General features: G+C 67.8%; 22 protein-coding genes. 9 read left to right on the top strand and 13 right to left on the bottom strand.

The window, feature by feature from the left end:
* Positions 1-228: 228 nt before the first annotated feature.
* Positions 229-822 (bottom strand): SACE_7040 family transcriptional regulator, encoded by a 594-nt coding sequence (locus AC5W7N_RS14325; protein ID WP_194992342.1) that lies wholly within the window; start codon positions 820-822, stop codon positions 229-231.
* A gap of 93 nt (positions 823-915) precedes the next feature.
* Here AC5W7N_RS14325 and AC5W7N_RS14320 point away from each other — a divergent pair, with 93 nt between their 5' ends.
* The 8 genes from AC5W7N_RS14320 to AC5W7N_RS14285 all read left to right on the top strand — a co-directional run bounded on the left by AC5W7N_RS14320 (position 916) and on the right by AC5W7N_RS14285 (position 11800).
* Positions 916-2532, top strand: a complete 1617-nt coding sequence (locus tag AC5W7N_RS14320) for a carboxyl transferase domain-containing protein (RefSeq protein ID WP_495923483.1) — start codon at positions 916-918, stop codon at positions 2530-2532.
* Between the two features lie 5 nt (positions 2533-2537).
* A complete protein-coding gene (locus tag AC5W7N_RS14315) occupies positions 2538-4583 on the top strand; it encodes an ATP-binding protein (RefSeq protein ID WP_195006809.1) in 2046 nt (681 codons plus the stop codon).
* A gap of 9 nt (positions 4584-4592) precedes the next feature.
* The gene (locus AC5W7N_RS14310) at positions 4593-5753 is read left to right on the top strand and encodes an acyl-CoA dehydrogenase family protein (RefSeq protein ID WP_163815247.1); all 1161 of its coding nucleotides are present in this window, start codon (positions 4593-4595) and stop codon (positions 5751-5753) included.
* A 29-nt stretch (positions 5754-5782) separates the two neighbouring features.
* Complete coding sequence (locus tag AC5W7N_RS14305; RefSeq protein ID WP_195020857.1) at positions 5783-6271, top strand: MaoC family dehydratase; 489 nt, start codon at positions 5783-5785, stop codon at positions 6269-6271.
* Positions 6268-7083 carry an HpcH/HpaI aldolase/citrate lyase family protein gene (locus AC5W7N_RS14300; RefSeq protein ID WP_280498750.1) on the top strand — a complete coding sequence of 272 codons (816 nt, stop codon included), beginning with the start codon at positions 6268-6270 and terminating at the stop codon, positions 7081-7083. The genes AC5W7N_RS14305 and AC5W7N_RS14300 overlap by 4 nt, the downstream gene beginning before the upstream one ends.
* 27 nt (positions 7084-7110) lie before the next feature.
* Complete coding sequence (locus tag AC5W7N_RS14295) at positions 7111-9060, top strand: acetoacetate--CoA ligase (RefSeq protein ID WP_280498749.1); 1950 nt, start codon at positions 7111-7113, stop codon at positions 9058-9060.
* A gap of 61 nt (positions 9061-9121) precedes the next feature.
* On the top strand, positions 9122-10369 hold the full coding sequence (locus AC5W7N_RS14290) for a TetR/AcrR family transcriptional regulator (protein WP_495923482.1): 1248 nt from the start codon (positions 9122-9124) through the stop codon (positions 10367-10369).
* Between the two features lie 189 nt (positions 10370-10558).
* On the top strand, positions 10559-11800 hold the full coding sequence (locus AC5W7N_RS14285) for a TetR/AcrR family transcriptional regulator (protein ID WP_495923481.1): 1242 nt from the start codon (positions 10559-10561) through the stop codon (positions 11798-11800).
* Positions 11801-11809: 9 nt separating this feature from the next.
* Here the strand turns inward: AC5W7N_RS14285 and AC5W7N_RS14280 are convergent, their stop codons facing one another.
* Genes AC5W7N_RS14280 through AC5W7N_RS14230 form a run of 11 tightly spaced genes read right to left on the bottom strand, consistent with a single transcriptional unit; the run spans position 11810 to position 22110 of the window.
* Positions 11810-12718, bottom strand: a complete 909-nt coding sequence (locus AC5W7N_RS14280; protein WP_495923480.1) for a hypothetical protein — start codon at positions 12716-12718, stop codon at positions 11810-11812.
* Positions 12719-12730: 12 nt separating this feature from the next.
* Complete coding sequence (locus tag AC5W7N_RS14275) at positions 12731-13909, bottom strand: MCE family protein (RefSeq protein ID WP_495923479.1); 1179 nt, start codon at positions 13907-13909, stop codon at positions 12731-12733.
* Complete coding sequence (locus tag AC5W7N_RS14270; protein WP_495923478.1) at positions 13906-15057, bottom strand: MCE family protein; 1152 nt, start codon at positions 15055-15057, stop codon at positions 13906-13908. Before AC5W7N_RS14270 ends, AC5W7N_RS14275 begins: the two co-directional genes overlap by 4 nt.
* A gap of 5 nt (positions 15058-15062) precedes the next feature.
* On the bottom strand, positions 15063-16163 hold the full coding sequence (locus tag AC5W7N_RS14265) for an MCE family protein (protein ID WP_163815237.1): 1101 nt from the start codon (positions 16161-16163) through the stop codon (positions 15063-15065).
* Entirely contained in the window at positions 16163-17173 is a 1011-nt protein-coding gene (locus tag AC5W7N_RS14260; protein ID WP_163815235.1) for an MCE family protein, read from the bottom strand. Before AC5W7N_RS14260 ends, AC5W7N_RS14265 begins: the two co-directional genes overlap by 1 nt.
* Positions 17173-18195, bottom strand: a complete 1023-nt coding sequence (locus tag AC5W7N_RS14255) for an MCE family protein (RefSeq protein ID WP_495923477.1) — start codon at positions 18193-18195, stop codon at positions 17173-17175. Before AC5W7N_RS14255 ends, AC5W7N_RS14260 begins: the two co-directional genes overlap by 1 nt.
* Complete coding sequence (locus tag AC5W7N_RS14250) at positions 18192-19952, bottom strand: MCE family protein (protein ID WP_495923476.1); 1761 nt, start codon at positions 19950-19952, stop codon at positions 18192-18194. The genes AC5W7N_RS14255 and AC5W7N_RS14250 overlap by 4 nt, the downstream gene beginning before the upstream one ends.
* A gap of 5 nt (positions 19953-19957) precedes the next feature.
* Entirely contained in the window at positions 19958-20821 is an 864-nt protein-coding gene (locus tag AC5W7N_RS14245) for an ABC transporter permease (RefSeq protein ID WP_163815229.1), read from the bottom strand.
* Position 20822: 1 nt separating this feature from the next.
* The gene (locus AC5W7N_RS14240; RefSeq protein WP_163815227.1) at positions 20823-21677 is read right to left on the bottom strand and encodes an MlaE family ABC transporter permease; all 855 of its coding nucleotides are present in this window, start codon (positions 21675-21677) and stop codon (positions 20823-20825) included.
* Positions 21674-21886, bottom strand: coding sequence for a hypothetical protein (locus tag AC5W7N_RS14235; RefSeq protein ID WP_163815224.1), 213 nt, complete (start codon positions 21884-21886; stop codon positions 21674-21676). Before AC5W7N_RS14235 ends, AC5W7N_RS14240 begins: the two co-directional genes overlap by 4 nt.
* Positions 21886-22110: a hypothetical protein gene (locus AC5W7N_RS14230; RefSeq protein ID WP_138455458.1), complete on the bottom strand. Its 225-nt coding sequence runs from the start codon at positions 22108-22110 to the stop codon at positions 21886-21888. The genes AC5W7N_RS14235 and AC5W7N_RS14230 overlap by 1 nt, the downstream gene beginning before the upstream one ends.
* Before the next feature lie 354 nt (positions 22111-22464).
* Between AC5W7N_RS14230 and AC5W7N_RS14225 the strand changes: the two genes are divergently transcribed.
* Complete coding sequence (locus AC5W7N_RS14225) at positions 22465-23373, top strand: oxygenase MpaB family protein (protein WP_194991641.1); 909 nt, start codon at positions 22465-22467, stop codon at positions 23371-23373.
* 93 nt (positions 23374-23466) lie between these two features.
* On the opposite strand, the gene AC5W7N_RS14220 is transcribed toward AC5W7N_RS14225, so the two are convergent.
* Positions 23467-24096, bottom strand: a complete 630-nt coding sequence (locus AC5W7N_RS14220; RefSeq protein ID WP_495923475.1) for a hypothetical protein — start codon at positions 24094-24096, stop codon at positions 23467-23469.
* Positions 24097-24231: the final 135 nt, after the last annotated feature.

Raw genomic sequence — 24231 nt, 5'->3', positions numbered from 1 at the left:
CGCCGCTCGCTCCAGCACCCGACGTGCCGGGTCGGCGCTATGAGGGGGCCGATCCGGCACACCGACAGCCGCCATATCTTGCCAGGCGGCCGCAGCCCTGACACGCGCCTCGAGCGCAGCCGTCGCGAGCAGGGCGCCCACTTGACCGTTCACAGCCAAGCAGGGTGCGGCGCCCACCGGGCCGGTCACAGCCATTACATGTCCAGCACTCGCCGCCCCGCGCACCGGTCAGCTCAGCGCGGCGATCGCCATATCGCGCAAGATCGCCCGCGCCCGCGCTGCCGTCGCCGGTGTCGCGCTGTGCGGGGTGGAGTTCATCAGGCCGAACGCGGCGTGCGCCTTCACCCGGGCCGCGTCCTCGGCCAGTTCCGGATGCAGTTCGCGCTGCACGCCCACCCAGATCTCGACGTAGCGGCGCTGGAAGCGGCGCACTTCCCGGCGCGCGGGTTCGGGGACGTTGTCGAGATCGCGATCCTGGATGCGGATCAGTTCGGGCTCGCCGAGCGCGAAATCGAGATGGAAATCGACCAGCCTGCCGAGCGCCTCGGCGGGCGAGGACGCATCGGCCACCACGGCCTCGCCGCCCTCGAAGAGCCTGCGACTGACCCCGACCAGCAGTTCGACCAACAGCGCTTCCTTGTTCGGGAAGTGCCGGTACACCGCGGGCCCGCTAATGCCTACCGCCGCGCCCAGATCATCGAGCCGCACGCCGAGGAAGCCGCGGTCGGCGATCAGGCGCGCGCCGGCATCGAGCAACTGCCGCCTGCGCTCGGCTTTCTGCTGTTCACGGCGCGTGAGCGTGCCGGTTTCCGTGCCGGTCATCGGCGCTCCTCCCAGCCGGTCTGGACAACTCGGTTAGTCAAGATTAACCTGTATTCCAGTTATCAGCGATTAACTGACCGGCAGGATGGCGTGATGACGATGACTCAGGACCCGCGCGCGAGCGCTGCGGTCTCCGACAACTACACGGCGCATCAGGCGCTGGTCGCCGATCTGCGTGCCCGGCTCGCCGCGACCGCGCTCGGTGGCCCGGAGAAGGCCAGGCAGCGCCATATCGCACGCGGCAAGCTGCTGCCGCGGCAGCGGGTGGATCAACTGCTCGACCCGGGCAGCCCGTTCCTCGAGCTCTCACCGCTGGCCGCGAACGGCATGTACGACGACGAATGCCCCGGCGCCGGCGTCATCACCGGCATCGGCCGGGTGTCGGGGCGCGAATGCGTGATCGTCGCCAATGACGCGACGGTCAAGGGCGGCACCTACTACCCGCTCTCGGTGAAGAAGCATCTGCGTGCCCAGGAAGTCGCGTTGCAGAACCATCTGCCCTGCGTGTACCTGGTCGATTCGGGCGGGGCCTACCTGCCGCATCAGGACGAGGTGTTCCCCGACCGCGAGCATTTCGGCCGGATCTTCTACAACCAGGCGAATATGAGCGCCAAGGGCATCGCCCAGATCGCGGCGGTGATGGGTTCCTGCACCGCGGGTGGCGCGTATGTGCCCGCGATGAGCGATGAAGCGGTGATCGTGCGCGATCAGGGCACCATCTTCCTCGGCGGTCCGCCGCTGGTGAAGGCGGCCACGGGCGAGGTGGTCACCGCCGAGGAGCTCGGTGGCGGCGCGCTGCATTCGCGGACCTCCGGCGTCACCGACCATCTCGCCGACGACGATCAGGACGCGCTGCGCATCGTGCGCCGCATCGTGAGCACGCTCGGCCCCCGGCCCGAAAGCCCCTGGGAGGTACGCACTCCCATCGAGCCCGCGGCGCCGGTCGAGGAGCTCTACGACGTGGTGCCGGTCGACCTGCGCACCCCGTACGACGTGCGCGAGGTGATCACCCGCATCGTCGACGGCGATCCCGACGGCGGCAGCGGCTTCCACGAATTCAAGGCCGAGTACGGCAAGACCCTGGTCACCGGATTCGCCCACATCCACGGCCATCCGGTCGGCATCGTCGCCAACAATGGCGTGCTGTTCAGCGAATCCGCCATGAAGGGCGCGCATTTCATCGAACTGTGCGATAAGCGAAAGATCCCACTGCTGTTCTTGCAGAACATCACCGGGTTCATGGTGGGACGCGATTACGAGGCGGGCGGCATCGCCAAGCACGGCGCGAAGATGGTGACGGCGGTGGCGTGCGCGCGGGTGCCGAAGCTGACGGTCGTCATCGGCGGTTCCTACGGTGCGGGCAACTACTCCATGTGCGGGCGCGCGTACTCACCGCGCTTCCTGTGGATGTGGCCCAATGCCCGGATCTCGGTGATGGGTGGTGAGCAGGCGGCGTCGGTGCTGTCGACGGTGCGCGGCGATCAGCTCGACAGCAGCGGAAAGCCCTGGACCGAGGAGGATCAGGAGGCGTTCAAGGCCCCGATCCGGGATCAGTACGAGCGGCAGGGCAACCCGTACTACTCCACCGCGCGGATCTGGGACGACGGCGTGATCGATCCCGCCGACACCAGAACCGTGCTCGGCCTCGCCCTGTCGGTCTGTGCGCAGGCTCCGCTGGAACCTGTCTCCTACGGCGTCTTCCGGATGTGATGACCATGCTGAACACGAATCATCCCGTCGGTTTCGACACCGTTCTGGTCGCCAATCGCGGCGAGATCGCGGTGCGCGTCATCCGCACGTTGCGCTCCATGGGCATCCGCTCGGTCGCGGTCTACAGCGATGCCGACGCCGGTGCCAGGCATGTGCGCGAGGCCGATGTCGCGGTCCGGCTCGGTCCCGCGCCCGCCCGCGAGAGCTATCTCGATATCGCCAAGGTGGTCGACGCCGCCGTGCGCACCGGCGCCCAGGCCGTGCACCCCGGTTACGGATTCCTGTCCGAGAACGCCGCTTTCGCCGCCGCGCTGGCCGAAAAGGACATCGTGTTCCTCGGTCCGCCGGCGAAGGCGATCGAGGTGATGGGCGACAAGATCACCGCCAAGAACACCGTCTCCGCGTTCGACGTGCCGGTGGTGCCGGGTATCGCCGAGCCCGGCCTCGATGACGACGCGCTGATCGCGGCCGCCGCCGACATCGGCTATCCGGTGCTGGTCAAGCCGTCCGCGGGTGGTGGCGGCAAGGGGATGCGGCTGGTCCACGAACCGGGTGAGCTGCCCGCCGCACTGGTCAGCGCCCGCCGCGAGGCCGCGGCGGCGTTCGGCGACGACACCCTGTTCATCGAGCGGTTCGTCACCAGGCCCCGCCATATCGAGGTGCAGATCCTCGCCGACCAGCACGGCAATGTGGTGCACCTGGGCGAACGTGAATGCAGTTTGCAGCGCAGGCATCAGAAGGTGATCGAGGAGGCGCCCTCGCCGCTGCTGGACGCGGCCACCAGGGCCAGGATCGGTGCGGCGGCCTGCAATACCGCGCGCAGCGTCGACTACGTGGGCGCGGGCACGGTGGAATTCATCGTCTCGGCCGACCGCCCGGACGAGTTCTTCTTCATGGAGATGAACACCCGCCTCCAGGTGGAGCATCCGGTCACCGAAATGGTGACCGGTGTCGACCTGGTCGAATGTCAGGTGCGGGTGGCGGCCGGGCAGCGGATCACCTTGGCGCAGGAGGACATCCGGCTCATCGGGCATGCCGTCGAGGCGCGGGTCTACGCCGAGGATCCCGGGCGCGGCTTCCTGCCCACCGGCGGCACGGTGGTCGACCTGGCCGAACCGAGCGGCAAGGGCGTGCGGGTGGATTCCGGGCTGCGGGTCGGCACCGTCGTCGGCAGCGATTACGACCCGATGCTGTCGAAGGTCATCGCGCACGGTCCCGACCGCGCGGCCGCGCTCGCGGCGTTGGATCGGGCGCTGGGCGAGACCGTCGTGCTCGGCGTGACCACCAATATCGAGTTCCTGCGGTTCCTGCTCGAAGACCCCGATGTCGTGGCCGGGCGTCTGGACACCGCGCTGCTGGATCGCCGGGCCGTCGACTTCACGCCTGCGCCGGTGCCCGACGACGCGTTCGCCGCGGCCGCCGTCTACCACTGGCTGCGCCGCTGGCCTACCCGGCCGGGCGACCCGTGGGATCAGCCGACCGGCTGGCGCCTCGGATCCGCCGCACCCACCTCGATCCGGCTCGAGGGCGGTAACCGCACCGAGCACGTCTACCTGACCGGCACCCCGGCGGCGGCGCAGCTGTGGATCGGCGAGGACGGTTCGCCGGTCTCGGTATCCGCCGAGCTCACCGCCCCCGGCGCGCTGACGATCACCGTCGACGATGTGCGCCACGACTACCGCCTGGCCGAACACGACAACCGGCTGTGGGTGGCCGGCCCGTCCGGTGTCTGCTCGCTGCGCGAGATGGCCGAGGTGAACGTCCGCGCCGGCGACGCCGATCTGGGTGACGCCGAAATCCGCAGTCCCATGCCGGGTTCGGTGATCGCGGTGCCGGTCGAACCCGGCGCCGAGGTCGCCGCGGGCGCGCCGGTGGTCGTGGTGGAAGCGATGAAGATGGAGCATTCGCTGACCGCGCCGACCGCCGGCACCGTCGAAGTGCTCGTGCGGCCAGGCGATCAGGTGAGCCTGGACCAGGTGCTCGCCAGGATCCACGCCGCCCCGGCGCCGACGACCGACTCCCCCGCTGCCACAACGGCTGCCGACCGATAGGACCACACGATGACCGACTTCCTTTCCACCGGAACACTTCCCGACGACTACCGCGACCTCGCGCTCACCGTCCGCGATTTCGCCAACCAGGTGGTGGCCCCGGTCGCCGCCGAACACGACGCCAACCACACCTTCCCGTACAAGGTGGTGCAGGGCATGGCCGAGATGGGCCTGTTCGGGCTGCCGTTCCCCGAGGAGTACGGCGGCATGGGCGGCGACTACTTCGCGCTGTGCCTCGCCCTCGAGGAACTGGGCAAGGTCGACCAGAGCGTGGCCATCACCCTGGAAGCCGGTGTGTCGCTGGGCGCGATGCCGATCTACCGCTTCGGTAACGAGGAGCAGAAGCAGCAGTGGCTGCCCCAGCTCACCAGCGGCCGCAACCTGGCCGCGTTCGGCCTCACCGAACCCGGCGCCGGCAGCGACGCGGGCGGCACCCGCACCACCGCCGTCGCCGACGGCGGTGACTGGGTGATCAACGGCAGCAAGCAGTTCATCACCAACTCCGGCACCGACATCACCACCCTGGTGACGGTGACGGCGGTGACCGGCGAATCGGGCGGCAAGAAGGAGATCTCCACCATCCTGGTGCCCACCGACACCCCCGGTTTCGTCGCCGAACCGGCCTACAACAAGGTCGGCTGGAACGCCTCCGACACCCATCCGCTCTCGTTCACCGATGTCCGGGTGCCGCAGGAGAACCTGCTCGGTGAACGCGGCCGCGGGTACGCCAACTTCCTGCGCATCCTCGACGAGGGCCGCATCGCCATCGCCGCGCTGGCCACCGGTGTGGCGCAGGGTTGTGTGGACGAGAGCGTGCGCTACGCCAAGGAACGCGAGGCCTTCGGCCGCGCGATCGGCACCAACCAGGCCATCGCCTTCAAGATCGCCCGGATGGAGGCACGCGCACACACCGCACGTGCGGCCTACTACGACGCGGCGGCGCTGATGCTGGCCGGTAAGCCGTTCAAGAAGCAGGCCTCGATCGCCAAGCTGATCGCCGGCGAGGCGGCCATGGACAACGCCCGCGATGCCACGCAGATCTTCGGCGGCTACGGCTTCATGAACGAATACCCTGTGGCCAGGCACTACCGCGACAGCAAGATCCTGGAAATCGGCGAGGGCACGACGGAGGTGCAGTTGATGTTGATCGCACGGGAGCTGGGCCTGTGAGCGCCGAGCAGAACACCGCGCCCGCCCAGATGCGCCGCGTCGTGCAGACCGGACTGTGGTTCGAGGAACTCGAGACCGGCGTCATCTACGAGCACCGGCCCGGCCGCACCATGACCGAAACCGACAACGTGCTGTTCAGCACGCTGACGATGAATCCGCAGGGCCTGCATATCGACGCCGCCTACAGTGAAGCGCAGGAGCCGTTTCATCAGCGGCTGGTGAATTCGCTGTTCACCCTCGGCACCATGGTCGGCCTCGCGGTCGCACATCTGACCCAGGGCACCACCGTCGCGAACCTGGGCTTCAGCGAGGTGAAGTTCCCGGCGCCGCTGTTCCACGGCGACACCATCTACGCCGAGACCGAGGTGCTGGACAAGCGTCTGTCCAAGAGCAGGCCCGGCGAAGGCATCGTGACCTTCCGGCACACCGCGCGCAACCAGCACGGCACGGTGGTGGCGGTGGCGGTCCGCAATGCGATGATCCGCGTCCGGCCGCAGTCCGAGGACGGTGCGGCGTGAGCGAACCCTGGGTGCCCGCGGGCCCGGCCTGGCTGTTCTGCCCGGCCGACCGGCCGGAGCGGTTCGCCAAGGCGGCCGCCGCCGCGGATGTGGTGATCCTCGATCTGGAGGACGGTGTCGCCGCGGACGACAAGGCCGCCGCGCGCAAGGCACTGGTCGAGACCCCGCTGGACCCGGAGACCACGATCGTGCGGGTCAATGCCGCGGGCACCGATGAGCACCGCCACGACCTGGCCACGCTCATCGAGACGGGCTATCGCAGGCTCATGCTGCCCAAATGCGAGTCGACCGCCCAGCTGGCGGCGCTGTCGGCCTATGAGGTGATCGCGCTGATCGAATCGCCGCTCGGCGCGCTGGAGGTGGCGCGCACGGCGGCGGCCGACAACACCATCGGCGTGATGTGGGGTGCGGAGGATCTGGTCGCCGGACTCGGCGGCGCGTCCAGCAGGCACGCCGACGGCAGCTACCGCGACGTCGCCCGGCACGTGCGCTCGACCTCGCTGCTGGCCGCCAAGGCACACGGGCGGCTGGCCCTGGACTCGGTGTATCTCGACATCGCCGACCTGGACGGTCTGCGGGCCGAGGCCGAGGACGCGGTGGCCGTCGGGTTCGACGTCAAAGTGGCCATCCATCCGAGCCAGGTGGCCGTCATCCGGGACGCCTACGCCCCCACCGACGACGAACTCGCCTGGGCGCGTGGCGTTCTCGACGAGGCACCGCAGCATCGCGGTGTCTTCGCCTACCAGGGCCGGATGGTCGACGCCCCCGTGCTGCGGCACGCCGAGCAAGTCGTGCGGCGCGCCCGCCGCTGATCCACATACCGAGCCAGGAGAACCACGATGCAGCCACAGTGGGTGCCCACCGACCGGGATATCGCCGAAGCGAAGATCACCGATTTCGCCCGTTTCGTCACCGCACGCACGGGTGTCCCCACACCCGATTACGCCGCGCTGTGGCAGTGGTCGGTGCGGGACCTGGCGGGTTTCTGGCAGGCGCTGTGGGATTACTTCGAGCTCGGCGAGACCGCGGGCGAGGTGCTGGCCGAGGAAACCATGCCCGGCGCGCGCTGGTTCCCCGGCACCCGGTTGAACTATGTGGATCAGGTGGTGCGGCAATTCCGTACCGACCGCCCGGCGATCGTGGCGCTCGGTGACGGCGGCGAAGAGGTCACCGAGGTCTCCTGGACCGAATTGATCGACCGCACCGCGGCATTCGCCCGGACCCTGCGCTCGCTCGGGGTACGTCCGGGCGATCGGGTCGCCGGATATCTGCCGAATATCCCAGAGGCGGTGATCGCGTTCCTCGGTACCGCGGCGGTGGGTGCGGTGTGGAGCGCCTGCGGCCAGGACTACACCGCCAAGGCGGCCCTCGACCGGCTCGGCCAGTTGGAACCGACGGTGCTGGTCACCGCCGACGGCTACCGCTTCGGCGGCAAGGCGCACGACAAGCGCGCCGATATCGAGCAGCTGCGCGCCGGCCTGAGCAGCGTGCGCGAGACCATCGTGGTCTCCCGCCTCGGACTCGATATGCCGGGCACGCTGGCCTGGACCGACGCCGTCGCGGGCACCGACGCCGATCCGGTGATCGAGACCGAAGCCGTCGACTTCGACCACCCGCTGTGGATCGTGTTCTCCTCCGGCACCACCGGCCTGCCCAAGGGCATCGTGCACGGTCACGGCGGCGTGCTGCTCGAACATCTGAAAGCCGTGGCGCTGCAATCGGATATCGGACCCGACGATACGTTCTTCTGGTACACCAGCCCGAGCTGGATGATGTGGAACTTCCAGGTGGCCGGACTGCTCGCGGGCGCGACCATCGTCTGTTTCGACGGCAGCCCCACCTATCCCGAGCCGGACGCGCTGTGGCGGATCGCGGCGAAGGTGCGCGCGACGGTGCTCGGTACCAGCCCCGGCTATGTGCTGGCCTGCATCAAGGCGGGCTCGGTGCCCAAGGACGAGCACGATCTGTCGGCCCTGCGGATGATCGGCATCACCGGCTCGGCGCTGCCACCGTCGTCGGCACTGTGGTTGCGCGACAACGTCGGCGACCATATTCCGATCTCCTCGATCAGCGGCGGCACCGATGTGGTGTCTGCGTTCATCGGCGGGGTACGCACGGTACCGGTATGGCCGGGCGAGCTGTCGGCGCCGTATCTGGGTGTGGCACTGGACGCCTACGACGAGTCGGGCAATCCGGTGCGCGGGGAGGTCGGCGAGCTGGTGGTCACCCGGCCGATGCCGTCCATGCCGGTGAGTTTCTGGCGCGATCCGGACGGAAAGCGTTATCACGACGCCTATTTCGATACCTACCCCGGTGTGTGGCGGCACGGCGACTGGATCACCATCACCGACCACGGCTCGGTCGTCGTGCACGGACGCTCGGATTCCACGCTCAATCGGCACGGCATCCGGATGGGCAGCGCCGATATCTATCAGGCCGTGGAACGACTGCCCGAGGTCGCCGAGGCGCTGGTGATCGGGGCCGAGCAACCCGACGGCGGCTACTGGATGCCGCTGTTCGTGGTGCCGGCGGCCGGCACGGAACTGACCGATGAGCTGGCCGAACGGATCAAGGACGTGATCCGCCGCGAGGTATCGCCGCGGCATGTGCCCGACGAGATCCTTGCCGCGCCCGCCGTCCCGCACACCCGCACCGGCAAGAAGCTCGAGGTGCCGATCAAGAAGCTGTTCCAGGGCGCCGACCCGGCCCGTGTCGTCGAACGCAGCGCCGTCGACGATCCCGATCTGCTCGACTGGTACGCGCGGATTCGTCCCCCCGGGCGCGGGTGATCCACGACTCACGGCGGGGAGCGCCACATTGCCGCTGGTTACCGAGCGATACCATGTCGGAATGAGTGTCGACAATCGCCGTACGGTGCGTGCGAAGGGCAACGGCGACTCGGCGCCACGGGAGATCCGGCGCAGGCCGAAGAACCGGCGAGCCCAGATCGCGGCGGCCGCCGCCTCGGCCTTCGGCTCCCTCGGCTACCACGGTGTCAGCATGGAGGACATCGCCTCGGGTCTCGGCATCAGCTCGGCCGCGCTCTACCGGCATTACCCCAGCAAGTACGCCCTTTTCCGGGAGGAACTGCTGCGCGTGGGCCGGGCCATGACCGAATCGGTCCACCGACCCGAGGCCGCCGCCGACGCCGGTCCCGAGCAGCGGCTGCGGCAGGTGCTCGACGCGCTCATCACCGCCACCATCGACAACCGGGCCAGCGTCACCCTGGTGCGCTGGGAGGGCCGCTACCTCGAGGCCGAGGATCTGGACCTGCTCAACGAACAGCAGGCGACGGTGGTCGACGCACTGGGCGCCGAGCTGCACGCGCTGCGCCCCGAGCTCGACGACGACGATCTCCGGGTCCTGCGCGCCGCGATGTTGAGCACCATCACCAGCATCGCCGACCACCACGCCGCGCTGCCCGCGAAATCGCTTACCCGCCTGCTGTCCTCGGCCTGCTGGGATATCGCGCGGGCCGAGCTGCCCGCCGTCGGCGATGCGGTGGAACCCGCCGCGGCGGCGGAGATCCCGGATTCGTTCAAGCACGAACTGCTGTTGCGCAAGGCGGTCGAGCTGTTCCACGATCGCGGGTACCCGAATGTCAGCGTGGAAGATATCGCGACCGCGGCCGGGCTGTCGGCGGCATCGGCGGTGTACCGCTTCTATCGAGGTAAGAGCGATCTGCTGGCCGCGGCGTTCCGCCGTGCGGCCGAACGGGTTTCGAGCGCGATCGGCCCCGCGGTCGCCTCCGCCGACAGCGCCGAGGCCGCGCTGGTCTCGCTGATCGACCAGTACGTGGAAGGCTCGTTCACCGAGCGGGCGCTGACCTTCGTCTACTACACCGAGTTCCAGCACGTTCCGGCCGAGGAACGCACGGTGCTGCGCAATATTCAGCGGCTCAGCGTGGAGGAGTGGGCGCGGCTGGTGCGTGAGGTGCGTCCGGAGCTCGCGCCTGCCGAATCCCGGTTCCTGGTGCACGCCGCGTTCGCCTTGGTGGTGGATCTGGGGCGCTCGTTCGGTACCGCGCCGATCGCCTCGCAGGGGCGGGTAGCGGCGCTGATGCAGATCGTGTTGTTCGGGCGCCGCGCCCAGGTCTGATTCCCGCTCTCCCCGATGGCCCGACGGGGCTCGACCCTGCTCATCCCGCGCACGGTAAGTTATGGGTCATTCTTACTATCAGTGCGGCAATTGTAGTCGTTACCGACTCTTTTGTGATTTCTAATTCACTTCTCCCGCCCGGGGAGAAAGTCGGGGTGAGCACGGGCACGGCCGGGCTATCATCGCCGCATGGGTGCCCGGAATCGCCGCGCGACGCGGGAGACGGCCGCGGGCGAGACCACCGGGTCTCGGTCGGTGCGGCGCAGGCCGCGCGACCGCCGCGCGCAGATCGCCGCGGCGTCGGCCGAAGCGTTCGGTTCGCTCGGCTATCACGGGGTGAGCATGGAGGACATCGCCTCGCGCCTCGATATCAGTTCCACCGCGCTGTATCGGCACTACCCGAGCAAATACGCGCTGTTCCGTGAGGAAACGCTGCGGCTGGGCAGGCTGAGCGTGGAAGCGGTGCGGCTCCCCGAGGACGCACGGCAGTGGACCGCGCGCGAGCGGCTCGAACACGAGCTGGACGCGCTGATCGGCGCCTCCATCGTCAACCGGCGCAGTGCCGCGCTGCTGCGCTGGCAACGCCGCTACCTCGAACCCGATGACGCCGCCCTGCTGCACACCCAGCTCACGGTGGTCGACAGCGCACTGCGCGAGGCCCTCGGCGACTACCGCCCCGACCTGCCGGTACGCGACCGCGCAGTGCTGACGGCGGCGCTGCTGAGCGTGCTGAGCAGCATCGGCGACCACCATGTGGCGATCCCGGTGCGCTCGCTGACCGATCAGCTCGGCGCCGCCTGCCGCGCCCTGGCCGACACCCGGCTGCCCCTGCCCGGCGACGACACCGAGGCCACCACGGCGCGCGAGATCCCGCTGACCTTCAAACACGAACTGCTGCTGGTGCGCGCGGTGGAACTGTTCCACGAACGCGGCTACCCGAATGTGAGTGTCGAGGACATCGCGACCGCCGCCGGGCTGCCCGCGTCCTCGGCGGTGTACCGCTTCTATCGCGGGAAGGGCGATATCCTGGCCGCCGCGTTTCGCCGTGCGGCCGACCGGGTTTCGGCCGCCATCGGCCCCGCCGTCGCCGGATCCGACGGCCCCGAGCAGGCCCTGCACACCCTCATCGACCTGTTCGTCGACGGCTCCTTCGCCGAACGCGAGCTGACCTTCGTCTACTACGCCGAGATGAGTAATGTGCCCGCCGAGGAACGCACCGTGCTGCGAAACATCCAGCGGCTCAATGTCGAAGAGTGGGCCAAGCTGCTGATGGCGGTGCGGCCCGAACTTCCCGCGGCATCCGCGCGGGTGCTGGTGCACGCCGCGCTGGCCATGGTGGTCGATCTCGGGCAGCGGTTCGGTTCGGTGGACCCGGCCTGCTCCCGCCGGCGGGTGGCCGCGCTGATGCGGCAGGTGCTGTTCGGGCGGTGAGCCCGGCGGTCAGGGCTGCGGTGACGGCGCCAGCGGTGCGTTCATGTCGTTGACCAGCCAGCGGTCCCCGGACTTCTCCATCCGCATCACCATCGACAGCTGCCCCGGCGCAGGCTGCCCCTGGGTGCCGAGACTGGTGATGGTCTGGCCGATCACCACGATGGCCTCCGCCGAAGTCTGGTCACCGGATTTGATCGCGCACTGCACATCACTGGCCGCCGAGACGACCTGCCCCTGCGCGAGCACGTCGCGCAACTCCTGGCTGGTGGCTTCGAACTGCTGGCGCCAGTCGCCGGTGGCACCGTCGAGCACCGCGCGGAAGTACGGGTCGAGGTTCTTCGCGTCGTAATTCGCCAGTACCGGGGCGTATTCGCAGGCCGCCTGCCGCGCCTGTTCCTGCGCGTCCAGCACCGCGTCCTTGTCGCGATCCTGGAGGTAGAAGTACAACGTCGACGCGGCGGCGGCGACCAGCAGCACCACCACGGCGCACCGGGCGGCCAGGACGCGCGCGGTCGGTCGTTGCCCGCCACGCCGGCCGACCATGGCGGTCAGCTTCCCGAGTGGGCGTATGCGCGTGGCGGGCGGTTCGCCGGGTGTGGTCGCCTCCTCGGACGGCGGCGGGGCGGCCGGGCGGTCCTGCTTCGAGAGTGCGGGGGCCACGGTCGACTCTGGATCGCTGTCTGCCTGCTGAACCGTTTCGGTCGCCGCCGCGTCCTGTTCGCCGGCGGACGCATCGGCGGTCACTGCGGGCGCGCCGACCACGGCGGACTCGGATCCGTGTTCGGCAACTGGATCAGTAGCCGAGCTTGCCGAGCTGGGTGCGGCGGTTCCGCGCGACCGCGTTTCCGTCCGTTCCACCGCGATGCTCAGCTCGTTCACTGCGTCCGTGGCGGCAGGGTCGGTGTCTTTGGTGTTCATACTGATTCGGTCCTATCTGCCGGGGATCGGGCGGGAGAGTTCGTTGCCGGAGACGCCCGGCGGCGGGCCCGCGGTGTTGTCGGGGACGTTCGGGCGCGGGGCATTGGCGGAACCGCGCACCTGCAAGGCCGGGTTGGTGGTGATGCAGTAGTTGTAGAGGCGCACCCGGGTGTCCGCGGTCGCGGTGGTCGGGACGACGGGGATGGTGTCGTATTCGCAGGTCGGGCGCGGCCAGGGGTCCACCAGGGTGTGATAGGCGCCGTCGTGGGCGGGGATGCCGATGGCGGCCGACCCTTCGCGCAGCGCCGGGAACAGTGCGGCGATGGCCGGGGCGCGCAGTTTCGCGGCCTTGGTGATGGCGACGAAATTGGTGACCAGGTTGGTGATCGGATCCTCGGTGGCCTGCACGAAGCCGCCGAGAGTCGCGAGCTGATCCGGAGCCAGATCCAGGAACCGGCGCACCTCTTGGTCGGCGGCGGTGAGCTGGTCGAACAGCGCACCCGCACCTGTGGTGAGGGTGGTCAGGTCGGGCTGGGCGTGCGAGGTGGTCTCGGCGATGACGCCGAGATTCTCGATCAGCTGACGGGTCTGCGGCAGCAGATCATTGAGCCCGGCCATGGCCCGGCTGATCCCGGAGATCATGTTGCGCAACCGATCCGGGCCGCCGGCCAGCGCCTTGTCCAGCTCGTTCACGATGACGGTGAGCCGTTCGGGATTGAGCCCGCCGACCAGACCGCTGACATTGGTCAGCACCGACTGCACCGACACCGGCGTCGAGGTGTTCGCCACATCCACGACCGCGCCGTCGTCCAGGTAGGGCCCGGTATCGGCATCCGGCCGGAAATCGAGGTACTGCTCGCCCGCCGCCGAAAGCCGCCCGACGGCGACGGTGCCGCCCACCGGGATCCGGGCCGACGAGTCGATCTCGGCCACCGCGGCGATGCCGGTCTCGGTCACCCGCACCTCGCGCACCCGGCCGACCCTGGTGCCGCGGAAGGTGACGTCGTTGCCGGCCAGCAACCCGCCGGAACCGCGCAGTTCGACGGTCACCGCGTAGGTGTTCGGCAGCGGATTGATCCGCAGCACCTCGGCACCCAGATACCAGGACCCGAGCACCAGGATCACCACGAGCCCGAGGTTCGCGATCGCGACGCGACGACGAACCAGGTAATTCCACAGCGGGATATTCACCGCTCACCATCCTGCGGAGCGGGCTGCGGCGCCGGCTGCCCCGGCACCGGCTGCGGCGGACTGGTGACCCGGCCGATCACCTTCTGGATCACCTGCGCGAGGCTGCCGATGAACGCGGGCACATCGCCGACCTCGGGCAGCCGGCTGCCGGTCGGATCGGTCAGCGCGCCGACACTCAGGTACGACACCGTCGCCGCGACGGCCAGCGTCGGCCCCTCGAGGGTGGCTTCCAGTGAGGGGTAGATCGCATGGAACCGCTCGAGCAGCTGCCCGAGATCGCCGCCCATCTGGGTGAACCCCGACATCAACCGCTGGATGCTGTCGAACAGGCTCACGAAATCGTCGCCGGTGGTGTTGGTGAAATCGCCGAGTGCGGCCATGGTGACCGACACGTTGTTGATCAGCGCGGAGATATCGCGATTGTTCTCGGCCACCAGTCCGAGCAGTCCGGGGAAGGTATCGGCCGCCTGGCCCAATTCCGCCTTGCGCGCGGCGAGTTCGCCGGTCAGCACATTCACCCCGGACAGCACACTGTCGATATCGCCGGTGCGGGCATTGAGCGCGGCGAGCACGCTGGTGAGTTCGGTGATCATGTGCGCCACCTGGGGTGCGCGCCCGCCGAACATCGAATCCATCTGCGCGGTGATCTCGGCGGCCTGATTGAGACCGCCGCCGTTGATCAGCATCGATACCGACACCATCAGCTCTTCCACGGACGCGCCGGCTCCGGTGTGCTCGGTGCTGATGACATCGCCGGGCTGCAGCAGCTCGGTCTCGGCGGTGGCCGGCGGCAGGGTCATCGCGATGAAGATGTCACCGAGCGGGGTGGCCTGGCGCAATTCGGCGGTGGTGCCGCGCGGCAGCTCGATGTCCTCGCGGATGAGCATTTCCACATCGGCGATGAAATTGGTGGTGGAGATATCGGTGACCACACCGATATCGGTGCCGCCGATCTTCACATGCGCGCGATCGGGCAGATTCAGCGCGTCACGGAAGGCCGCGCGAATGGTGTAGCCGGGGCCGCCGATACCCGGCTTCGGCATCGGCACGTTCTCCACCGTGATCCCGCAGCCGGTCGCGGCGCCCACGGTGAGTACGACGGCGAAGGCGCCGAGTGTCCTGCGGATCAGCACTGTCCTGCGAATCATCACTCTCATTTCGTGAGTCCGAGCAATGCGGCCGTCAGCCCGAAATCGGGACCGAAATCCTGGATCTTGCCGGTGCGGCAACCGTCGGAGCGCATCTGCACGCGCTCACAGAACAGTGAGAGCACCTCGCCGTCGAGCACCGCCTTGTCCAGCAGTCCGTGCAACCGCAGTGCCCGGTGTTCACGGCTGACGGCGTTGGAGAAGTTCTCGAAGAACAGCGGCGCGACGTCGACCAATTCGGTGAGGCCGCGCGCGTTGGCGCGCATCTGGGCGGTGATGGTGGTGAACCGCTGTAACGCACCGGCCAGCTGATCGGAATTCTGGCCGACCACCGAGGAGGTGTTGTTCACGAAATCGTTGAGCTGGGTCAGCACGGCCTGCAGGCCGGGTGACTGCTCGCCCATCAACTGCACCAGCTCGGTGAGCCTGCCGCTGAAATCGCGGACGGTCTGATCGTTCTGGGCGATGATCTGGGTGATCTCGTTGAGTTTGATGATGGTGTTGGCGATCTGGTCCTTGTTGGCGAAGGACACCTCGAACGCCGACGACAGCGCGTCCAGCGTCGCGCGCAGTCGATCGCCATTGCCTTCCAGCAGCGGAAACAGCACCCGGCTCGCCATCGGGCCCTGGGCGTTATCGCCTTTGAGCGCGGCGCCGAGCTGATCGAAGTTCTCCAGAATGCGATCGAGCTCCACCGGCACCCGCGTCCGTTCCAGCGGAATATGCGCGCCGTCGGCCAGCAGCGGGCCTTCCCCCGAATAGGCGGGCGCCAATTCGACGTGCCGGTTGGTGATGAGCTGCGGTGAAATGAGCGCTGCCATCGCGTTTTCGGGCACCTTGACGCCCTTATCGATGGACATGGTGACCTGGACATAACTGCCCTTGGCCGTGACGGTGTCCACCCGGCCCACCGGCACGCCGAGAATGGCCACCTCATTGCCCGCGTACAGGCCTGCGACATTCTCGAAATCGGCGCTGATCCGCATGTGTTCGCCGAGATACTCGTTCGGCAGCGAACTGATGCTCTCCGGCAGCAGCGCGCATCCCGCCGCCAGCGTCGCCGCAACACACAACGCGGCGGTGCGAATGATCGTGCGGATTCTCATCAGCTGCACCCCTGTACGGCCTGGGCGAAACACAGCCAGTTGTCCGGCAGGAACCACGGCGCCCAGACATCGCCGTAGGGCCCGTTGCCGAGAGCATTGTTGAACTGGCGCAGGGCGATCGGCATGATCTCGTAGAGCCGGTCGAGGTTGTCGCGGTTCTTCTCCAGACCCTGGGTCATGGTGTTCAGGTTCTGGATCAGCGGCCCGAGTTGATCGTTGTTCTCGATGCCCATCTCGCGCAGCAGTGCCGACAGCGCGGCCACATTGTCGAGCAATTGCCGCAGCAGGTTCTGCCGCAGCGCGACCGCGTTGCCGATCGCCTCGCCGCGGGTGAGCAGCAACAGCACACTGTTCTGATTGTCGGCAGCCAATTGCGACACCTGGTCGAGGCCCTTCAACAGCACATCGACCTCGTCGCGGCGATCATTGATCACCTTGGCCAGCGCACCGATGCTGTCGAGCGCGGTGATCGCCAGCTCCGGGGATTCACCCATCTGCTGGTCGAACACATCCAGTGCCGTGCGCAATTTCTCCGGATCGATGCGTTCGATGCGTTCGAACGAGGACTTGTACTTCGAGTCCTGGATCACCTTGCCGAGGTTGTAGGGCACCGAGGTGTTCTCGATCGGAATCCGGTTGTCCGGCAACCCCTTACCGTCGCCCGGGGTGAGCTCGATGTGCAGTCGGCCCAGAATGGTCGACATCTTGATTGCGGCACGGGCATCCGGGCCCAGCCGCATATCGCGGCGAATCCGCAGATCGACCACCACTTTGTCGTCGACCAGCTGTACCGCCTGGACCGCACCGACCTCGATGCCCGAGACATCCACTGTCGCCCCCGGCCGCAAACCGGCCGCCTGCGCGAACTCCACCTGAATGGTCTTGTCCGACAACCGCGCCTGGGAGATCACGCTGGAACCGACCAGCAGCAGCACCACCGCCGCGGCAGCGCCGACCCCGAGCCACAGAAACCGATTCGAGGAATACTTCGGCAGTCGTATTCGTGCCATCACCGGCACACCTCCGATTGGGATTCGCCACCGACCTGCGAGAACAGTCCCGGTGGCAGCAGCACGCCCCACAGCGACACATCGAGGCGGCAGATATAGGCATTGGCGTAAGCGCCGTAGCTGGTGAACCGGGCCAGGCCATTGAGCACATTCGGCAGCTCGATCGCGGCCTGATCCAGTGCGGCGCCATTGAGCAGCAGCAACGCCACACCACTGGTCGCCATGTTCTGCGCCCGTGCCATATCCGGTTTGACCTGGGTGATCAACCCGACCAGCGCATCGGTGGAGGTCGCCACCTGGTCGACCGAACTCTTCAACGATTCACCCTCGGTGTACAGCGCTTCCACCAGCGATCTGGCCTGCGTGATGAGCGTTTCCAATTCCTTGCTGCGATTGGCCAGGCCGGCGATCACGCTGCTCAGATTGGTGATCACCTGGCCGAGGATCTCGTCGCGTTCGCCGAAGGTGGTGGCCAGCTCGGCCGCCTGCGTGATCAGCGCACTCAGCGATACACCGTCACCTTGGAGGGCCTGGATCAGCGTCTCCGACAGCGAATTCACCTGGTCTGGTTGCAGCACCGAGAACAGCGGCTCGAAACCCGACAGCAGCGCCGACACGTCGAACGACGGTTCGGTGCGCTCCAGCGGAATATGGCTGCCCGGTTCGAGCACCGTGCCGTCGCCTTCGCCGGGAATCAGCGCGATATAGCGCTGGCCGATCAGATTCTGATACCGCACCAGGGCTTTGGTGGTGGTGGTGAGCCGCTGCCGGTCCTGGATACGGAATTCCAGCCGGGCCTTGTAGTCGGCATCGAATTCGATGCTGTCGACCCGGCCGACCCGCACGCCTGCCATGCGCACGTCGTCACCGACGCGCACGCCGAGCACATCGGAGAAGGTCGCCGAGTAGCTGTGTGTATCGCCGGACACCGAGCGCTGCATGGTGGACCAGATGGTGTAGGTGAGCACGATTGCCAGCACCGCGAACAGGCTGAATCCGATCAGCGCCTTGCTCGACTTCATGCGTAGACCTCCACGGATCCACCGGCCAGCAGCGGCGTGAGCAGCAGGAGCTGAGCGGCAGTGGGTTTGCCGCCGACGATCTGGGCGACCGCCGCGTGACCGCGCACCGTGGCGACCGGACGGGCACCCGTCGCACCCGAGAGGGGGACGACGCGCTTCGGGCCTGCCGGCACAGGTGCCGCGACCGGAGCGCCGCCGGTGGAATCGACGCGAGCACCACCGGGCGCGGCGACGTCAGGTAACGCACCACCCGATCCGGGGCCGGAGGCCGCAGGCGCGGCATCAGCCGGTCCAGGTGCCACAGCCGCGGGCGCGGCACCAGCGGCTCCCGGAGCCGAACCAGCGGGCGCACCGGCGGCCCCTGGTGCGGCACCACCAGGTGCGCTACCGGCGGCACCAGGCGCCGCACCACCAGGTCCGCGACCAGCGGCCCCCGGCACCACGCCACCAGGTGCGCTACCAGCGGCCCGCGGCACCGCACCCGCTGGCGCGGGAGCAGCGGGAGCCGGCGCGGTGATCCCGGGAATCGCGGGCAGCCCGGGAATGAACGGCAAGCCGGGGATGGCGGGCGCGCCGGGCTGTGCGGGCGCAGGCGCGACACCGGGCACCGGGATCGCGGCCGGCGCCGGGCCCGCCGAATCGAGCCGCCGCGGCAACATCTGCGGCGGATACTCCTGCGGCGGCGCCACTGTCGGCACCGTCGGCCCACCGCAGCGCGGGCCGTACATGTCGCCGTAGTGCGGGCAATCCTCGGCCGTGTACTGCTGGAACGGGGTGAACGAGACGTCCATTTTCCATACCATCTGCTTGCGTGGGCCGAAGCTGAACACCGACTGCATCTTTTCCAAGGTCGCGTTGAGGTTGGCCGCCGTGTACGGGATGGCGTCGGGGTCGCGGGCCAATGAGCCGAACAGTTCGTCCAGGCCGGGCACCAATTCCTTGGCCGCGTTCGGGTTACGGGCGAACAGGCTGTTCACCGAGTCGACGGCGCCGCTGGCATTGGCCAGCAGGGCGATCAGTTTGTCGCGGCGTTCGGTGAGGGTGCGCGCGGTCGTCACCGATTCGGACAGGACGCCGACCAGTTCGGGCGCCGACTGGCTCAACGCGGTGGTGGCGCGGCCGAGATCGCCGAGCAGCTCACCCACTCCGTCGATGGCACGCACCTGGGTGATCCAGTTGTCGAGCCGTTCGATGGTCGAGCCGGGCACGCGGGCGCCGGGATCGAGGGCCGCGGAGAAGGTTGCCAGCACCCGGCCCAGCTTCTCGGGCTGGATATTGTCGAGCACATCGCGCAGCACCGTCAGCGTGGTCTGCAATTGGACGGTGCCCGCGCTGGTGTCCTCGGCAATGGTCGAACCCGCATGCAGGACACCCTCGGTCGGGCCGTTGTCGACCAGTTCGATCGCGGTGACACCGAACAGGTTGTTCGGAATCACCCGGGCGGTCACATTGTCCGGGATGGTTTCGGCCACCGCGGGTTTCAGATCGACGAACACTTCCTGGCTCTGCCCGGCCGCCACCACGTCGACCGCGCTGACCGCGCCGACCACCATGCCGCGAAACTTCACGTCCGCGCGCGCGGGCAGCCCGTCACCGGTGCTGGTGAGCGTGACGGTGACGGGCACCTTCGCCTCGAAGTAGCCGGTGTAGCGCAGCGCCAGCAGGCTCAGCAGCAACACCATGGTGGCCAGCACCGCGAGCCCGGACAAGGTCAGCTGACGGGCGGTGGGTCCACGCCCACTCGGATCCAGAATCATCGCGCCTACCCCGAGATCCGGAATCCGGGATCGATACCCCAGATCGCGAGGGTCAGGAACAGATTGGCGAACACCATCACGACGATGACCATCTTGATCGCCCGGCCCGCCGCCACGCCGACACCTTCCGGGCCGCCGGAGGCGAAATAGCCGTAGTAGCACTGGATGAACGTCGACAACATCACGAAAACGATCACCTTGAGCAGTGAGAAGAACACATCGGGACCGATGAGGAACTGGAAGAAATAGTGGTCGTAGGTGCCCGCCGAGGTGCCGCCGAGAAACAGCACCGACAACTTCGTCGCCAGATACGCCACCGCGAGGCCGATGCTGTAGAGCGGGACAATGGTCAGCGTCGCCGCGATCATCCTGGTGGTCACCAGATACGGCAGCGGCCGGATGGCGATGGATTCGAGGGCGTCGATCTCCTCGGAGATCCGCATGGACCCCAGTTGCGCGGTGAAGCGGCAGCCGGCCTGGATGGCGAAGGCCAGCGTGGCCAGGATGGGCGCCAGCTCGCGTGTGGTCGCGAAACCGGAGATGGCGCCGGTCAGCGGGCCCATGGTGAGCAGATTCAGCGCGGTGAACGACTCCATGCCGACGGTGATGCCGCCGAACGCGCACAGAATGATCACCACGCCGACGGTGCCGCCGCCGACGATCAGTGAGCCGTTACCGAAGCCGACGTCGGCGGTCAATCGGAGTACTTCCTTGCGGTAATGCCGCAGCACGAACGGAATCGCGCCCACCGCCTGGAAGAAGATGATCGCCTGGTGGCCGACCCTGCGGTTGGCCTGAATCGGGACCGCGGCCGCCGCACCGGCCATCCGCACCGGTTTCAGCGCGGGCGGAGTGTAGGAGCTGCCCACCTCAGATCACCTTCGTCGGGAACAGGGTGTTGTAGAGCTGAGTCAGAATGATGTTGGTGGCGAACAACATCAGCGCCGAGCTGACCACCGCCGAGTTCACGGCGTCGGCCACGCCACCGGGGCCGCCCTTGGCGTGCAACCCGATATCGCAGGCGATGATCGCGGTCAGCAGGCCGAATACCGCGGCCTTCACCAGCGCGACGATCAGATCGTTGGCGACGGCGAAGGAGGCGAACGAACCGATGAACGAACCCGGCGTCCCCGACTGCGCGTACACGTTGAACATGTAGGCGGTCGCGAAGCCGACGAAGACGATGAACCCGCACAGCAGCATGCTCACCAGCACCGCAGCCACCAGCCGTGGCGCGACGAGCCTGCGCACCGGGTCGACGCCCATCACCATCATGGCGTCGATCTCCTCCCTGATGGTGCGTGATCCCAGATCGGCGCAGATCGCCGAACCGACTGCGCCCGCGATCATCAGCGAGGTCACCAGCGGCGCGCCCTGGCGGATGATGCCAAGGCCGGCGACCGCGCCGATGAAGGTGGTCGCGCCGACCTGGTTCACCAGCGCGCCCACCTGGATCGACACCACCACCGCGATCGGGATGGCGACGAAGACCGTCGGCGCGGCCGACACGTTCGCCATGAAGGCGCACTGCTTGATGAACTCGTGGAACGGGAAACGCCGCGCGAATATGGCGCGGAAGGTTTCGATGAGCGCATCGCGACCGAGGGTGACCTGGCGGCCGAGCGTTTCCAGCGAACGCTGCGGATGACGTTTCCACAGGCCCCTGGCATCGGCCAGCGCCCGCTCCAGATCCGTGGGCGGGGAGGGCTTTTCGACTGTCGTCATCGGCTCCGCATTCCCATCGCTGCGACCTCACCGCTGAGCTGATGCTCGAGCGCCACCAGCCCGTACCCCACCACCGCGACGCCGGCGGCCACGGTGCTCAGCACCGCAAGCCACAGCCCGAATCGCAGAATCGGGTTCACCTTCATCCGCCCGCCGAGAATCTTGACGCCGATCACCAAGATGTCGATGAGCCACACCAGGATCATCATCAGGTCATGCACACATTCGCGAAAGTGAGCACCGGCCAGCACACGATCGAGCCGAGAAACGAGATCACCACATCGATTCCGTGCATATCGCGTAGATGAGCGGTGTGCGTCAGCGTCCAGATGACGCCGATCAGCCCGTATGGAATGCCGAGGATGATGAGCGTCCCGAGAAATTCGGAGACCTTCATCTCGTAGCTGAATATTCGATCCAGCTTCTTGAGCATCGCCCTAGTCCTTTCCTGCCGGCCGACCCCGTCCGGCGCACGATCCCCGCCGCCGCGCGCAGGCGCAGCGCCGCACGTGTACGGCGCGCCTCCCAACCGGTCCGGCTGGATCGGTATGTTACGCACCATTCCGCTCGATACGGAAGCGATTCGGCAAGATTCCATCGAGCTCTGGCGAGATTGACCAGATCAGCCAGGCACGATGCCAGCAGAGCGGCCACATAAGTTATCGACTGTTCGCTAGCCGAAGCAGCCTTGCGAGGAAGAATCACGAGTAACATAATGGGCGCAGTGGCACCCGGAGAGGCACACTCGGCCCGTCCGGCGCACCGGCAAGAGAACGGAAATATGCCCATGACCGCAGTCGCGCGATCCTTCGAGCAGCATGGCCTGCCGCCGCTGACCACCGAGCAGACCCGCATCCCGATCCGCACCCACCACCGGCCGTTCACCAAACGCCCCCTGGCACTGACCGACGCGCTGGACTTCTGGAGCTTCGGCGGCGCCGCCGCCAACGTCGTCATGCAGATGGCGCGCCCGGGCGTGGGCTACGGCGTCGCGGAGAGCCGGGTCGAATCCGGTGCGCTCATGGTTCATCCGTGGAAGCGGGCCCGCACGACCACGCAATATCTGGCCGTCTCCATCCTCGGCACTCAGGAGGAGAAGGACGCGTTCCGCGAGGCGGTGAATGTGGCGCATCGGCAGGTGCGCTCGGGCCCGGACAGCAAGGTGAAGTACAACGCCTTCGATCGCCATCTACAGCTGTGGGTGGCGGCATGCCTGTTCATCGGATTCGAGGACACCTACCAGCTGCTCAACGGGAAGATGACCGATGAGCAGGCCGAGCAGTTCTATCAGACCTCCTCGCCGCTGGCGACGGGCCTGCAGGTGCCGCGGGAGATGTGGCCGGCCACCCGCAAGGATTTCGACGCCTACTGGAACACGATGGCCCGCGAGGCCGTGCTCGACGATTTCGTCCGCGGCTACCTGGATGATCTGCTCAACCTGCGGATGATCCACTGGTATCTGCGAATCCCGTTCCGCGGGCTGCTGAAATTCCTGACCATCGGATTCCTCGCGCCCTACTTCCGCGAACAGCTGCGGGTGGAATGGTCCGAGGCCGATCAGCGGCGCTTCGACAACCTTTTCCTGTTCGTCGGTTTCGTCAACCGATTCATCCCCAGGTTCCTGCGGTTCGGCGGATCGCACGCGCTGATGACGGATCTGCGCAGGCGTATCCGCAAGCAGAAGAGCCTGATCTGAGAAGCACGCGCACCGGCGGCGCAGCGCGGCACCGCCGGATGCGGGTGATCGCGCGCTACCCCGGACCGATCCCGCCGGGGTAGCTCGCTCGGTTCACCGGCGGACGTAGATCCCGACCAGGTCCTTGAGGGCACGGTTCTCGCCGTGCAGTTCCTCGAGCGCGATGCGCAGGCGGCGGACCTCGTTGGCCAGGTCGTCGGCGCTGCGATGGCCGAATTCCGGGTCGGCGACCGGGGTTACCGTCTGGGTCGGGGTGGTGGTCACCGCGACGAGCGCGGCTTCCCGCTGCTCCGGCTGCGCTGCCTCGTCCGCCGCGGGCGCCTCGGCCACGGCGGTGACCTCCTCGACGACGGGGGTGGGCTCGGGCTCGGCGACGAGCGTCGCGGCGGTCGCCACAACGGCCTGCGGGCTCGGCGCGGCCTTCTTCGCAGCCGAACCGTTGGTCGACGCGGCCCGCTTACGTGCGGTGGTGGCACGCGCCTTCGGCGCCTTCTTCACCACGCGCTTGCGCGGCGCCGGGGCCTCGGCCTCGGCGGCGGGCTCCTCGGCTGCGGCGCCGTTGGCCGCCGCCTTCACCCAGTTGGTGAGGGCGCCCACCGACGGCCAGCCCGCCTTCTGCACCACTTCCTCGCATGCCGCGTTCAACGACTTGCCTTCGGCGCGGAGCTTTTCCACCTTCTTGACCGCCCTGGCTTTTTCCGCATCGGTGAATCTCTTGGCCATTGTCGCCGCTCCTGCTATCCAGATCATGGTCGTGTCACCCGGTATCGAACACAGGTGACAGCACAGCCAGTGCCGTGCGAAACATAACGGATATACCCGATTCCATGCCAATCAAGACAATGTCCGCGACCGGGC

This window comes from Nocardia sp. CDC519 (assembly GCF_059509835.1).
This window is presented reverse-complemented; position numbering and strand designations above follow the sequence as displayed.